This is a genomic window from Desulfovibrio sp. SGI.230 (genome assembly GCF_050313065.1).
GTDB lineage: Bacteria > Desulfobacterota > Desulfovibrionia > Desulfovibrionales > Desulfovibrionaceae > Desulfovibrio.
In genome coordinates this window covers 166,551-181,022 of sequence record NZ_JBNPKS010000002.1, presented here as the reverse complement: position 1 = coordinate 181,022, position 14,472 = coordinate 166,551, and the positions used below count along the sequence as shown (strand labels likewise).

Sequence of the window (14,472 nt, the reverse complement as noted above, 5' to 3'; positions counted from 1 at the left end):
CGTCCAGCGCGACCGGAAGAAACATTTTCGGGGGAAGGAGGGGGCGGGGGAGGAAGGCCCCCCTTTTTCAAAAGGGACTCTTGCCACTCCCGCCATAACAGGCCCGGCAACGACAGCCGGACCGGCAAAACTAGTCGTCCAGTTCCAGATAGGTGGCGGTCTGTGCGCCTTTTTCGCTGACGCTGACGCTGTGGACGCGCACATGACAGGCGCTTTCATCGGCGGCCAGACGGCGGGCCACGTTCTGGAAGATGTGGCGGGAGATGTTTTCCGACGAGGGATTGAGGCGGTCGAAGGGCGGCACCTCATTGATGATCTGATGGTCGAGGGCGGCCAGCTCTTCCTTGAGGGCGCGCTTGAGGACCTTGAAGTCCAGCAGCAGCTCCACATTTTCGGTGAGTTTGTCGCCTTCCACGGTCAGCTCCACGGCGAAATTGTGGCCGTGCAGACGTTCGCACTTGCCTTCGTAATGGCGCAGGGCATGGCCTGCGGAAATCTCGTCACGCACCGTAAGGCGCCAGATCTTCTTGGACATATCCTTTCCTTTGGCTGTTCTGGCCAGCCAGGGTTCATTCGTGATCCTTTCCCGGAGGGATACCGTTTCGGGAAGGTCTGTGGCCTGTCCTCCCTGGCCGTCGCATATCCTGGCCGGATAAAGCGCATTTGGGGGAGGATAGGGGGCCCGGGGGGAAGGAACCCCCTTTGGGCGCCAGCTAAAGGGGGTTCCTTCCCCCCGGAAAACGTTTTTTATCCGGCCCAGGCGGCCAGGGCCCTGTCCAGTTCGGGGCCGGGGCTGACGCGGAACTGCGGCCCCAGCGTAAGGTGGCAGCGCACGCCGTCCAGCAGGACCATGGCTTCGGCCTCCACATTGCCGGGATGGGCCTCCAGGATGGCCTTGAGGGCCAGGATGTCCTCCTCGCCCAGGCGGTGGGCCGGTATCTGCACGCAGATGGGCGTATCGCTCTGGCCGCAGGCCTCGGAAAGCAGGGTCACGCTCTGGCCCAGCAGCTTGACCTCGCGGCTGGTCTCTTCGCCGTCCTCGTCGCTGTCGCGGCTCTCGTCCACCTGACTGTCCACCGTGGCCCGCAGGCAAAGGGGCTGTTCGCTCTTGAGCAGCTCGCGGGCCTCGGCATAGGCGCGGGGGAAGAAGGTGACCTCGGCATGGCCGGTAAGGTCTTCCACGCCCACGAAGGCCATGCGCTCGCCCTTGGACTTGGTGATGACCTCCTTGAGGCTGACCACCAGCACGGCGGTGCTCAGTTCGGCCTTGGGGTAGAGGTCGCGGGCGTCTTCCAGCGTGGTCAGGCGCAGGCGGCGCATCTCGCGGCTGAAGGGCTGGAGGGGGTGGCTGGTGAGGAAGAAGCCCAGGGCCTCTTTTTCGTTCTTGAGGCGCTGGTCCTCGTCCATCTCGGGGATGCCGGACTCGGGGCAGTCGAAGCCGATACCGGGCTGGGGCTTGGCTTCCACCTGCGGGGCCATGGCCAGCAGAGAGATCTGGTTGGAATTCTTTTCCTTGGCTTTTTTCTGGGCGCGGGTGACCACCGTGTCCAGGGCGGCCAGCAGGGCCGCGCGCGAGACGCCGAAGCAGTCGCAGGCGCCGCCCTTGATGAGGGCTTCGAGCACGCGCTTGGTGACCTTGCGCAGGTCCACGCGGCAGCACATGTCGAAAAGGGAGACGTACTCGCCGTCCTTGCGGGCGTCCATGATCTCGGTGATGGCGCTGTCGCCCACGTTCTTGATGCCGCCCAGACCGAAGACGACCTTGCCCTCGCGGGCCGAGAAGGAACGCTGGCTGGCATTGACCGAGGGCTGCACCACGTCGATGCCCATGTCCTTGCAGCAGGAGATGTACTTGAGCAGCTTTTCCTGGTTGCTCATTTCCGAGGTGAGCAGGGCGGCCATGAACTCCACGGTATGGTGCACCTTGAGGTAGGCCGTGAAGTAGGAGATCTGGGCATAGGCGGCGGAGTGCGACTTGTTGAAGCCGTATTCCGCGAACTTTTCCATCAAGTCGAAGATCTCGTCGGCCTTGGCCTTGTCCACGCCGTTCTTCTGCGCGCCTTCCACGAACTTGACGCGTTCCTTGGCCATGGCTTCGGGCTTTTTCTTGCCCATGGCGCGGCGCAGCAGGTCAGCGCCGCCCAGGGTGTAGCTGGCGATGATCTGGGCGATCTGCATGACCTGTTCCTGATAGACGATGACGCCGTAGGTATCGCGCAGGCAGTCGCTGAGGGACTCGTGCGGATAGACCACGGGCACCTGCCCGTGCTTGCGCTTGATGAATTCGTCCACCATGCCGGAGCCCAGCGGGCCGGGACGGTACAGGGCCAGCATGGCGATGACGTCCTCGAAGCACGAGGGCTTGAGCATGCGCAGGTACTGGCGCATGCCCGAGCTTTCCACCTGGAAGATGCCGTCGGTGTCGCCGCGGGCGTAAAGATCATAGGTGGCGGCGTCGGTGAGAGGCAGGTTGTCCAGGTCGGGCGGCGTCTTGCCCTGCAGGGTGATGTTGTCCAGGGTGTCCTGGATGAGGGTCATGGTCTTGAGGCCCAGGAAGTCGAACTTCACCAGACCGGATTTTTCGGTCATGGGGCCGTCGAACTGGGTCACGAGTTCGCCGCGTTTGCCGGTGTAGAGGGGCAGGAACTCGTCCATGGGCCGGGGCGAGACCACAAGGCCGGCGGCGTGGGTAGAGGCGTGGCGCGACAGGCCCTCCAGACGGCGGGCCGTATCCAGCAGCTTTTTGACCTGCGGGTCGGTATCGTACAGGTTTTGGAGGTCGGGCTCGGCTTCCAGGGCCTTGTTGATGGTCATTTTCAGGTCGTCGGGCACCAGCTTGGCGATGCGGTCGGTCTCGGCAAAGCTCATGCCCAGGGCGCGGCCCACGTCACGCACAACGCCCTTGGCCTTCATGGTACCGAAGGTGGTGATCTGGGCCACGCTGTCCTTGCCGTAGGTATCCACCATATGCTGGATGACCTCGGTACGGCGGCGTTCGCAGAAGTCCACGTCGATATCGGGCAGGGAGACGCGCTCGGCGTTGAGGAAGCGCTCGAAGAGCAGATTGTAGGGCAGGGGGTCCAGGTTGGTGATGCGCAGCGACCAGGCCACCAGCGAACCGGCGGCCGAACCGCGGCCCGGGCCCACGGGGATGCCGTGGTCCTTGGCCCAGTTGATGAACTCCTGCACGATGAGGAAGTAGCCGGGGAAGCCCATCTCGAGGATGACCTTGAGCTCGTACTGCAAACGGTCGCGGTAGGCCTGCGGGTCGATATTGGCGCGGTTGGGGTGCTTCTCCAGGCGGCGTTCCAGACCCTCCTCGGCCAGACGGCGGAACTCGGAATCCAGGCTGGCCCCTTCGGGCAGCTTGTAGACCGGGAAATAGTGGTGGCCCATGTCCAGTTCCACGTTGCAGCGCTCGGCGATCTCGGCCGTATTGCTCAGGGACTGGGGCAGATGACCGAACACGGCCTCCATCTCCTCGCCGGACTTGTAGTAGAGGTCATGGGTGCCGAAGCGCATGCGCTTGGGGTCGTCCATGGTGGTCTGGGTCTGGATGCAGAGCAGCACCTCATGGGCGTCGGCGTCGTCGGCGTTGAGGTAGTGGCAGTCGTTGGTGGCCACGATGGGCAGCTTGAGATGGTCGGCGATCTCCAGCAGGCCCTTGTTGGCGATCTCCTGCTCGGGCAGGCTGTTGGACTGCAGCTCCAGATAGAAACGGTCTGGGTAGATGTCGGCGTATTCGCGGGCCAGGGCGATGGCGCCGTCCATGTCGCCGGCGTTGAGGGCGCGCGGTATCTCGCCCGCGATGCAGGCCGAAAGGCAGATGAGGCCTTCGGAATACTGGCGCAGCATGGCCTTGTCCACGCGCGGCTTGTAGTGGAAGCCCTCCAGATAGCTGCGGCTCACCAGCTTGACCAGGTTGTGGTAGCCCTCGATGTTTTCCGAGAGCAGGATCAGGTGGTTGCGCTTGCGGGCCAGCTCGGAGGTCTTGTCCAGATGGTCGTGGCAGACGTAGACCTCGCAGCCGATGATGGGCTTGATGCCGAAGTCCTTGCAGGTCAGGAAGAATTTGGCCGCGCCGAACAGGTTGCCGTGGTCGGTGATGGCGCAGGCGGGCATGCCGAAATCCTTGGCACGGGAGCAGAGATCCTTGACGCGGATGGCGCCGTCAAGAAGGCTGTATTCGGTGTGGCAGTGCAGATGCACGAAATCGGACATGCGGGAACTCCGGGCCTCGACGGCCGATGAAGGAAAGAGAAGGCCATGCGCGGCCGGGGCGGTACGGGACGGCCGTGTCCGGCACCGGAAAGCGGATACGGACGCAGGGCCCGCACACGGCGGAGCAAGAGTATAGCAGGTTCGGGAGTGGGCCTCAAGGCTGGGCTCTGTCCTGTTCCGGGAAAGGGCAACGGCATTTCCCGGTATTTCCCGAAGGGCGGAGCTGCGCATGCGGCAAGGGAAACGGGGCGGCGATCGGCGGATCGTCGCCCCGTTTCGTATGGGGAGGGAAAAGTCTGCCCCTGCAGGCAGGCCGCGGGAGTACCGGGCGGGTTCGGGCGCGGCAGGGTATGACAGAGGCGGGATGTGCCGGCTAGATGCGCAGCATGCCGCCCATCAGGGCCGGATCAACGGCGGGCGCTTCCGGGGCGTCGGCAGCGGCGTCGTCACAGGCCAGGCAGCGTTCCTGCCAGTGCTCGGCCACGTTGACGAAATTGCTCACCCAGGTGCCCACATTGGTATCGGTGAGCGCGGCCAGGGGCAGCGTGCCCTGCAGGGTCACGCCCGTATCCTCGCGGGCGGCCAGGGTGAAGCCCTGGGTCTGGTGGAAGAAGGTGTTGGCGTCCAGCAGCGCGGCATACAGCTCGTCACGTTTGCGCGCGGGCAGGGGGGCCACCACGGTGAAAATCATGACCTGATCCGTAGAGAGGCAGCGCAGGCTGACCTCGAAGTCATCGATGCCCAGCAGGCAGGAGGAATCGCCGTCGCGGGTCTCGATGCCGGGCAGATCCAGTTCACGGGCCAGGGCGGCCAGCAGGGAAGAAAAAGCGGGGTTCATGGCAGGGGCTCCTTGTTAGGGGATCAGGCGTCCTGGGGCTGACGGGCCTGCATGCGGCAGGCCGTGAGCACGCCCTGGCCGTCCGGGGTGACGGTGTAGGTGAAGTCCGCATCCAGCGGCGACTGGGGCGGCGTGTGGTAACGCATGGTCACATCGCCGTTGGCCTCGCGGCGGATGTCGAGGTCCATGGGCGAGTGCTCGTCCTGCAGCACGCCGGTCCGGTTGCTGAGGGTGCGCACCAGGAAGACGCCGGACTGGCCCATGCTGAGGAGGACCTGCCGTGCCTGCACGTCATTGTCGTCGCAGAGCAGCCGGGCCCGGATGGCCAGATTGTGCGACATGGTGGACGGCCGGCCATGCTCGAAGTCGTTCTTGTCCTCGTCGGTCATGTAGGCGATGTCCTGGATATGGACGGTGCCCTCTGCCTCCGCCGGGATGCCCACACCGCCGAAGCTGATGGTGGGCCGGTAACCGGGAAGGGCGTTTTGTGTGCCGCGGCGGTTCAGGTCTATGGCCATCTCCTTTTCCACATGGGCCATGTCGTCCAGGAGCGCCAGAGGCGTCAGCCTGGGCGGGAAGGCGAAGTCATTGAGATCGAAGCGGGCGCCACCTTCGACGGCTTCCAGGGCCTTTTCCAGGCTCACACCGGCACTGAGCAGGAGCATGCCGGTGAAGGGGGCCGCGGGATCATCCGTGCGGGCCTGGAACATGCCCAGGAGCTTTTCATACATGGCGCTGTTGAAATCACGCTGGCTCTTGGCAGCCAGATCCTGCGGCATGGGCTCCTGGAAGCAGCCCTGCCACAGGGTCTCGCGGCTGAGGGGGCCCTGGGGCTGCTGGGCGCGCATCTCGTCCATGTGCCGCATGGCCACCATGATGAGGGCGATACCGCCGCCCAGGTTCAGCTGGGAAGCCAGGGAGGCCACCTCGCCCACAGACTGACGGGGGGCCAAGTTCATGACATCACGGAGCGTGGCGTCCCTCAGGCCCGGCTTGCCGCAGGCAAAGGCAAAGCATTGCAGGGAGGTCTGGTTGGCCGTGGAAAGATCGCGGAAGAAGTCCGCGGGCGTGCCCTGACGCCCCGCCGCGCTTTCTTCCACCAGCACGCGGTCCATGAGCTGGCCCAGCTGGGCCTTGAGCTCGCCGTCCACACCAAGATGGGTGGCGCAGGCATCCAGGGCGGCGTCGCGGGTCAGCTGCGGATCGATGCCGCAGAGCATGTAGTCCGCGGGCCGGGACTGGAGGGTCTGCATGGTCACGGCATCGGCCATGTCCTGATAGGAAAGCAGCTTCTGGCTGTTGGCCGCCATATCGTTGATGATCCGCTCAAAGGCCTGGCGCAGGGCCGGGGAGGGCTGGAGGTTGTTCTTCGTGTAGAAGTCCTGCAGCGCATGGTCCAGATTGCGGGTATCGCCCGCGCCGTTATTGCCCAGCAGGAAGCGGCGGGCCATCTCGGTGTTGGCCGGGCCCAGGGCCTGCGACATGTTCGATGCCTGGGCCAGGATGTCGCGGGCAACGCGGGCCTTGAGCGGCTTGCCCTGCTGGCGCATGGCGCTGAGCTGCGGGGCCAGGGCATCGGCGATGCCGTCACCGTACTTGTTGCGGATGGCGCCGAGGAAAGCTTCGGCAGTGGCGCGGTGGGTGGCCTTGGCGGTGAAGAAGGCGCTGACCCTGCCGGAAGTCTGGATGCCGCCTTCCGCGGTGGCGACAAGACGGTCATGGGTGCCGGCTATGTCGGCCAGTCGGGTCAGAGTGGCAACGTTGACGCGATCGATCTGGGGCATGGGATCCCTCCCGGGAAATGGTCGATAGGTGCGGTACGGGATGTACGGGCAAATGCTGTCCTGGGTGAAGCAAGCTTCATGCCAGTTCCTTCCAGCCTACAGGGGAAAGCCGGAAGTGTCCATTTTTCTTCGTCCAAAGGCGATCGGGCCCGGCAGGAGCAGGCGACGACACCTCCGGACTGGCAACGATGTTGCCAGCATGGAGAACAGAACGCGCCGCCATGGGACAAAAAGTGTCACGGCAGCCCCGAAGGACTGCCGCGGCAGGTGCGGGAAGATCCCCTGTCGAGACTTTTTGGGTGTTCCGGGAAAGAGCGCGGCGATCAGCCTTCGTAGACCTTGTGGCTGTCCAGCCACAGCCAGCCCAGCAGGCAGGACAGACCCACCAGGATGGCCATGAGGGCCTGGGCCGCCACGGGGCCGGGCCAGACGGGCAGGGCGCAGAGCAGCATGGACAGGCTGCCGAACAGCAGGCCGCCGCTGTTGATGAGGGCCGTCAGGCTGCCGGTATCGCTGCGCATCTGGTTGAGCATGAGCACCGTGGCCGGGGGGCGCAGGGCGCTGCCGCAAAAACTGATGGGCGCGCAGAGCAGGGCGAAGATGAAGGGTCCCCGATCCCCCACCAGCAGCAGACCCAGCCCGGCCACTACGACGATGCCCAGATAGGCCGAGAAGAAGAGGCGCCGGGGCGCGGTGCGGAAAAAACGCTCATGCGCCAGCGGGCCCAGCATGCTCATGCCCGCATTGAAGGCGAAGAACAGGCTGTAGGCCTGGGGCGAGAGCCCGAACAGGCCCTGGAAGATATAGGAGGAAAGGGCCAGATAGGCCATGAAGGGCATGCTGGTGGCGGAAAAAAGCAGCAGCAGGCAGCGGAATCCCCGATGGCGCAGCACCACCAGCAGACGGCCCAGCGTGCGGAAGGCATTGCCCTGCACCGGGTGGGTCATAGTCTCGCGCAGCAGCAGTGTCCCGGCACCGGCCAGCAGGCCGCAGAGCAGCAGGCAGGCGAAGATGCCGCGCCAGTCGGTGACGGCCAGCAGGGCCCCGCCGATGACCGGGGCCAGCATGGGCGCCAGGATGGTGATGGTCTGGATCCAGGTGATGACTTTTTCCATGGCCCGGCCGCGCAGCACGTCCTTGACGATGGCCAGGGCCATGGCGCTGATGCCGCCGCTGCCGATGGCCTGCACGGCGCGCCAGAACAGCAGGGGCCAGATGGACTGGGCCAGGGCCAGGAACAGGCTGGAGACCACATAGAGCAGGGCGCCCGTGTAAAGCACGGGCTTGCGGCCGTATTTGTCGCTGAGCGGGCCCCAGAAGAGCATGGAGGCCCCGAAGAGCAGCAAAAAGCAGGAGATGCTCAGGCTGGAGAGGGCGTCCGTGGTCTGCAGGGCCTGCGTCATGTGCGGCAGGGCCGGCAGGTACATGTCGGTGGAAAGGGGCGCGAAGGCGCTCAGGAAGGCAAGATAGGCAACCAGCCAGCGGTTGCCGGGGGCAAAAACTTTTTTGGGCATACGGGAACTCCATGCCCTCGTGTGAACGAAGGCTGGTTCCGTGCTAACCAAGTTCCGCCCGATGTGCAATGAAATCCGTTTTCGTCCACCGGCGGGGCGCGGGCTTTTTTCGCACAGGGCCGGCAGACAGCTCCGGGAGGGCCTGCCGTGCTGCCCACGTCACGGAGGCGGCGGGCGCGCTGCGGCTCAACCGTATACGCGGCACAGCCCGCACCGCGGCATCGCGCGGGGCCGTGTGGTGGCAGGGCCCGCTTTTCGTCCGGCAACGGGCAACAAAAAAGGACGGGCCCGGCTTGCGGACCCGTCCTTGCAAAATGCGGAGAGAGCGTGCCTAGCGCAGGGCGGACACGATGTCCGAGGCCGAAGGCGAGGCCAGCACCTTGCCGTCGGCGATGACGGCCGGGATGCGCTTCACGCCGTAATAGCGGGAGATCTGCACGGCCTGGTACATGTTCACGTTGCCGGCATTGTAGCAGTAGCGGGCCACGTCCAGTTCCTGGCTGGAAGGCACGGCCGGACGCAGCTTGCCCATATAGGCGTAGTGGATGGGCAGGTCGCTGGGCTTGACGGTGGCATCGTACTCATTGGTGAAGGGCACGCTGCGCCCCTGCTTCTTCTGGGCGGCCTTGATGCGGTTCCATTCGCTGAGGGCGTGGCTCATGTAGTCCATGGCCTGGCCCTTGCGCTCATAGCTGATCCAGATGCCCATGCCCATGAGGTCGGTACCGTAGTTTTCCGAATTTTTGGCAAAAACGGCGATCTTGGCGTCAGCGGGAGAAAGCTTGGCCGAGGCATCGCGCACGGCCTGCCAGACGCGGGCGCTGTCGGGCGAGGCAAAGTCCAGCAGCACGATGATCTCGTGCGGGGCCGTCTTGTTGCCGAAGAACACGGGGTAGATCTCTTCGCGCCAGTGGGGGCGGTAGGCGGCCTCGTCCTCGATGCTCTGGCGGTCGGCGCCCATGGCCTGCACCATGGCCATGCCTTCAGCGGAAAGGGTACGGGTGTTGGGCAGGCTCTTGTTCATCCAGGGGTTGAAGGCATTGGCTTTGGCAGCGGGGGCTGCCTGTGCCACAGGCGTCAGGTCGGCGCTGCCGTTGCCCCCCATCAGACCACAGGCAGAGATCAGGCCGCAGACCAGCAGGGCCAGCGGCAGGCGCAGGACATTCTTCACTTTTCCTCATCCTTTTTGACAGTTGGCAAGGCAGCCACGGCATCTTCCAGATGCCGCAGCCAGATATCGGCAAAAGCGCGGTATTCGGCCGTGCCCCGCACCACGGGCGCGCAGGTGTGGCCGGCGGCCTCGATGCGGGAACGCCAGGAATCCGGCGCGTCCCCGGCCATGTCTTCCAGAGTATGGCGCCCCACCACGGAGAGCAGGGGCATGAGCCAGACACGGCGGGACGTGAGGCGCGGCAGCAGGGCCTCCAGCTCCAGGGCACCGCTCATGGTGCCCACATGCACGCGGGCGTCCAGGGCCTGCACGGCCCCGGCAAGGGCCGCATACGCGGTCACGGCCTGCTTGCGGCTGCCGTGGCCCATGAGCACCACGTCCTCGTCGGCCCGGCGTTCTTCGGGCAGGTGGGCCAGCACGGCCTGCGCGGCGGCCCGGATGTCCTCGTCACAGGCCAGCAGGGGCGTCCCTATGCTCACATGCAGGCCGTCCAGACGCCCGGCCTCGTCCGCATCGGCGCGCACGTCGGTATGTTCGCTGCCGGGGATGATCTGCAGGGGCTGCACGGCCACATGGGTGAAATTTTCCAGGCACAGGCGGCGCAGGGCCTTGAGCACGGAATCGTTTTTTTGCCGGGCACGCGTCAGACGGGTGCGCAGCAGCTCCGAAGAAAGGGCCCAGCGCACGCAAATGCCGGGAAAACGTTCGCGCACCCAGGCGTCGAACTGGCGCAGCGAGCCACGCCCCTGGGGGCTGCTCGTACCGTAGGCGACCAACAGGATAGCGGTTTTCATCTCTGCTGGTGTACGACACTTGACGCACGCTGGCAAGACGGAGCGCCTCACGGTTGACCGTGGGCAGAGGGGAGGCTACAGTGCGCTATACTTTGGAGGATTGTTCGTGAAAGCATTGGTTCTGGAGGGCTGCACCGGACTGCTGGGGCAGGCCCTGCGCCATGTCCTGCTGGGGCGCGGCTGGTCGGTGGAATCGCTGGAACGCTCGGACGGTGACATCCTGGATGCGGACTTCCTGCAGGCCCGTCTGGACAGTTGCGCGCCGGACGTGGTGTTCAGCTCCCTTGGCTGGAACACGGTGGACGATGCCGAGGACCATCCCGACGAAGTCCTGCTCTACAACCGCACCCTGCCGCATACTCTGGCCTGCCTGCTCAAGACCCGCGGGGAAGGCCATCTGGTGCACTTCAGTTCCGGGCTGGTCTTTTCGGGCCAGCACGGCAGCCCCTGGCGGGAAGAAGACGCCACGGCGCCCCTCAATGTCTACGGCAAGACCCGTCTGGCCGGGGAGCAGGCCGTCTTGCAGACCCTGCCCGAGCGGGCCTGCGTGGTGCGCACGGGCTGGCTGTTCGGCCCCGGCAAGCGCAATTTCGTGGACGACATCCTCAATGCCTGCCACCGGCGCGACAGCATCACCATCGTGGACGACCGCACGGGCTCGCCCACCTATTCGCTGGATCTGGCCCTGTGGAGCATCATGCTGGCCGAACGTCAGGCCACCGGCCTGTGGCATGCCGTCAACAGCGGTCAGGCCACGTGGTGCGAGCTGGCCTGCGAAGCCGTGGGCCTGGCCGGCAACGAATGCCGCGTGGAGCCCATCCCCTCGTCGCAATGGCCGCAAAAAGCGCCGCGTCCGCCCTATACGGTACTGGACTGCGGCAAGCTTTCCGAGTATCTGGGGATGCATCCGCGTCCCTGGACGCAGGCCCTGCGGGAGCATTTTTTCTGCGACCCGTTCGATGCCTAAAGGGTATCCGGCACGGGGACCGGTCGTTCACCGACACGTTCCCGGGCACGGAGGCGCGGAGAAGAGCTCCGGGCGAGAGACGCTCCTGCGGGCCGTCGATGGCAGCGGGGCATAGATCTTGAGAGGCTCTTCACGGCATGCGGGAGCACGGCCTTCCTGTGCCGGATCAGGGACGCAAAGCCCTCCATAGTGCAGAGGGATGACATATTTCCGGACTTGCATGGTTTGGACCTGAAAGGCCGCCTTCGGGCGGCCTTTCTCACAGACAGGGGGCTGCGGCTCCCTGTTTTTTTGTTGATGGGCCAAAAGAGGCGTGCACCGAGACCGCCAGCCGGAGATGGCCGGGCGATGAGCCTGCATGGCAGGGCAGGAAGAGCGGCAGAGCTGTTCCGGCAGATGGAGGCGGCGGAGATCGTGTCCGGCTTCCTTCACCGCAGGTATCGGCGGTGACGTCCGGCTTTCCGCCAAGGAGGAGAGGAACGCCGGTCTTTCGGTGGGGCGACTTGCTCCATCCAAAAAGTATCAGGGGCGCGCCGGACGTGGCGTCGTCTGCAGCCGGACGGGCGCCACCCGTATCAGGGCGGCGGCCCCGGCCAGCAGGGTGCGGCGCTGTGCCGCGGCCAGCCCGGCATCACACAGGCACCCTTCCAGCCCGCCACGCCGCAGCCAGATACGGGCGGGCGTCGCAGGCCCCCAGGGCAGGAAACCGGGCAGGAGGCGTCGCAGCAGGGCCGCAGGCAGGCCCAGGTTGCGTTCGGCCAGGATGAAGTCCGCCAGCCAGAGCTGCCGTGCCGCCAGGGCACAGGCCCGCAGCAGGCTCACGGCATCGGGCCAGGGCAGGGAGAACAGCACATAGCCCAGGCGCAGCCCTTCCAGCGAGCCCGCAGGCAGATCCGGCAGGGACGCAAAGGGCGCTTGCGCCGTCGTTCCGGGGAGGCCGGGCAGGGCATTGCAGGGCAGGGCACGGCTCACGTCCGGCCAGGGCACCCGGCGGCACAGGGCGGCGTACAGGCCGGGAACCGGCGGGGCCGGGCGCAAGGTGTGCAGGCGGGTCACGTCGGCAGCGGACAGAAGGTCGCGCAGCAGGGGGACGCTGCCGGTCGCCTCCGGGGAGAAGCAGGGAGCGCTAGGACAGGCAGGCATCAGGGGCCTCCGTGGTCGGGACGGCATCCAGACAGCGCAGCAGGTGGTCACGGGCCGCCGCATAGGCCGGTGTGGCGGGCAGGTCCGTCAGCAGACGGCGCGCGTGGCCCTCAGCCACGAAGCGGGCCCGGCTGGCCGGGAAGTGCATGTCGTAGAACCATGTCCCCAGCAGCACCCGGAAATCGTTGACGCTCTTCAGGTCGGCATAGGCCGCCACCCGCCCGGCCAGGGCATCGTCCAGCACTTTGTCGCTGTGGAGGGCGGGATCATCGGGCAGGCTCAGGACAACGGTGGGGCAGTAGGGCCGCGGGCCGGAAAGGTGCTCGTCCATGACACGCAGGATGTCCAGCTTGTCGGCATCACGCACGGCATGGCAGATGCGGGCCATCCCTTCCGGCAGGCCCGCGGGCAGGGCAAAGCGGTTGTGCAGGCCCACGGCGGCGAGCACCAGCTTGCGGACGGCGGGCGTTTCGTCCTTCAGGCGCTGTTCGCGTTTGAGGATGCGCACGCCCCACTGGCCGTGGTTGCAGGACTCCCGGTCGCGGAAGGTATGCCAGCGCAGGTACTGCTCGAAGCGGGCGACGTCATGGTACAGGGCCGCCAGCAGACAGGCGCGGTCCAGCGGCGGTGCGAAGCGGCCGCCCGCGACGATGGCACGGGCATGGGCCAGCACCTGCATGGTGTGGTGCAGTTTGAGATCCATGGGCGAAGGATCGCCGCCGTCGCGACGACATTCCTTTTCGCGCTCACGGGCCGCGTAGGCGGCGAACCAGGCTTCATGACGGCTGATGTCCGGCAGGACGGGGGATGCGGTGTTCATGTCTGTGGGTGTACGCCCCGGCCGGGAGGGAGGCAAGGGGCGTCGGTGCTGGGGCAGCGTCGCCCCTTGTTTTTCCTCAGCGCCGGAACTGCCCGCTGGCCTGGCGCCAGGCGGCGGCCTGTTCCGCGGCATCGGCCACGCGGGCGTCCACGATGGTCTTGCCGATGGGGCACAGGGCCAGGGCAGCCAGCTTGACGTGCTGCCAGGCGAAGGGGATGCCGATGATGGTCACGGCGCAGGCCAGGGCCGAGAGCAGATGGCCGCAGGCGATCCAGATACCGCAGAGCAGCAGCCAGACGATATTGCCCACGGTGCCCAGCGGGCCGGTGCCGATGTCGCCTTCGCCGGTAAGGACGTCACGGGAGACGGGCATGCGGCCGAAGGGCATGAAGGCGAAACCGGCCATGACGAAGCAGGCCCGGCCCCAGGGGATGCCGATGATGCTGATGAAGCAGAACACGCCCGCGATGCACCAGAGCAGGCCGGTACCCAGACCGAAGGGGAAGAACCAGAGGACATTGCCGAGACAGCCCAGAGCTTGCATGGGAAACTCCTGAAAAAGACGTGGATGGAGCATCCATGCTACACGGGGGCGGGATGCCTGTCCATGTGCCGGGGGAGGGATGGGCGAAGCGTGCGGGGAAGATGCCGCATGGTGCGGTCATCTCCCTCTCTCCATCGAGGAAGAAGGCCCTCACGCAGGATGGCCGTCGGGCAGGAGGCCAGGCAGGATCAGGCAATGATCCCGGCCGTCCCCGTCATGGAAGGAGAGCGGGCCGGAAAAGGCGAAAGGCTACAGTTCCGGCAGGAAAAAATGGAAGGAGGCCAGCATGGCGGCCAGCAGACAGAGCTGGATCAGGACCACCAGCCAGCAGGTCTTGCGGAAGGCGGCAAGACGGCCGTGGGCACGCCCGCACACGGCGCGGGCCTCGTCCCGCACCTGACGGAGGGCCGTGCGTTCCTGTTCCGGAAGAGCGACGGACGCGGCGTCGAGGGCCGTCCCCAGCGCATCGAGCCGGGCCCGGAGCGCGGCCTGTTCCCGCTCCAGTTCCCGCAGCGGTGATGACGGACGGCGGGAGGCCTTGCGCGTGGCCTTTGCGGGGCCCGGGGCCTTGCGGGGCAGGAGCCGCCCCAGCCATGCTTTGCCGTTCATGGAAGTCCTTTGCTAAGAAAAAAGGGGGAAGGCGCAGGCCTTCCCCCTTGAGGATCGGATGCAGGAC

The 14,472-nt window shown here is 66.0% G+C and carries 12 protein-coding genes; 1 reads left to right on the top strand and 11 read right to left on the bottom strand.

Annotated elements, in window-relative coordinates; genetic code table 11:
- Positions 1-130 precede the first annotated feature (130 nt).
- The 7 genes from queD to ACQRAG_RS02795 all read right to left on the bottom strand — a co-directional run bounded on the left by queD (position 131) and on the right by ACQRAG_RS02795 (position 10,322).
- Complete coding sequence (gene queD / locus ACQRAG_RS02825; protein ID WP_168935519.1) at positions 131-535, bottom strand: 6-carboxytetrahydropterin synthase QueD; 405 nt, start codon at positions 533-535, stop codon at positions 131-133.
- Between the two features lie 212 nt (positions 536-747).
- Positions 748-4,221: a DNA polymerase III subunit alpha gene (gene dnaE / locus ACQRAG_RS02820; protein WP_168935520.1), complete on the bottom strand. Its 3,474-nt coding sequence runs from the start codon at positions 4,219-4,221 to the stop codon at positions 748-750.
- A gap of 373 nt (positions 4,222-4,594) precedes the next feature.
- Entirely contained in the window at positions 4,595-5,059 is a 465-nt protein-coding gene (locus ACQRAG_RS02815; RefSeq protein ID WP_297137992.1) for a type III secretion system chaperone, read from the bottom strand.
- A 23-nt stretch (positions 5,060-5,082) separates the two neighbouring features.
- Positions 5,083-6,843: a hypothetical protein gene (locus ACQRAG_RS02810; protein WP_427803847.1), complete on the bottom strand. Its 1,761-nt coding sequence runs from the start codon at positions 6,841-6,843 to the stop codon at positions 5,083-5,085.
- Positions 6,844-7,166: 323 nt separating this feature from the next.
- Positions 7,167-8,357, bottom strand: coding sequence for an MFS transporter (locus ACQRAG_RS02805; RefSeq protein WP_418473399.1), 1,191 nt, complete (start codon positions 8,355-8,357; stop codon positions 7,167-7,169).
- Between the two features lie 331 nt (positions 8,358-8,688).
- On the bottom strand, positions 8,689-9,528 hold the full coding sequence (locus ACQRAG_RS02800) for a hypothetical protein (RefSeq protein WP_204674460.1): 840 nt from the start codon (positions 9,526-9,528) through the stop codon (positions 8,689-8,691).
- Positions 9,525-10,322, bottom strand: coding sequence for a sirohydrochlorin cobaltochelatase (locus ACQRAG_RS02795; RefSeq protein WP_168936105.1), 798 nt, complete (start codon positions 10,320-10,322; stop codon positions 9,525-9,527). The genes ACQRAG_RS02800 and ACQRAG_RS02795 overlap by 4 nt, the downstream gene beginning before the upstream one ends.
- A 106-nt stretch (positions 10,323-10,428) precedes the next feature.
- Between ACQRAG_RS02795 and ACQRAG_RS02790 the strand changes: the two genes are divergently transcribed.
- On the top strand, positions 10,429-11,289 hold the full coding sequence (locus tag ACQRAG_RS02790) for an SDR family oxidoreductase (protein ID WP_289616286.1): 861 nt from the start codon (positions 10,429-10,431) through the stop codon (positions 11,287-11,289).
- A gap of 522 nt (positions 11,290-11,811) precedes the next feature.
- Here the strand turns inward: ACQRAG_RS02790 and ACQRAG_RS02785 are convergent.
- The 4 genes from ACQRAG_RS02785 to ACQRAG_RS02770 form a co-directional block, all read right to left on the bottom strand.
- Positions 11,812-12,432 (bottom strand): hypothetical protein, encoded by a 621-nt coding sequence (locus tag ACQRAG_RS02785; protein WP_427803848.1) that lies wholly within the window; start codon positions 12,430-12,432, stop codon positions 11,812-11,814.
- Positions 12,416-13,252, bottom strand: coding sequence for an HD domain-containing protein (locus tag ACQRAG_RS02780; protein WP_204625072.1), 837 nt, complete (start codon positions 13,250-13,252; stop codon positions 12,416-12,418). The genes ACQRAG_RS02785 and ACQRAG_RS02780 overlap by 17 nt, the downstream gene beginning before the upstream one ends.
- Positions 13,253-13,328: 76 nt before the next feature.
- The gene (locus ACQRAG_RS02775; RefSeq protein WP_239464943.1) at positions 13,329-13,796 is read right to left on the bottom strand and encodes a YccF domain-containing protein; all 468 of its coding nucleotides are present in this window, start codon (positions 13,794-13,796) and stop codon (positions 13,329-13,331) included.
- A gap of 249 nt (positions 13,797-14,045) precedes the next feature.
- The gene (locus ACQRAG_RS02770) at positions 14,046-14,405 is read right to left on the bottom strand and encodes a hypothetical protein (RefSeq protein WP_412388856.1); all 360 of its coding nucleotides are present in this window, start codon (positions 14,403-14,405) and stop codon (positions 14,046-14,048) included.
- Between the last annotated feature and the right edge of the window lie 67 nt (positions 14,406-14,472).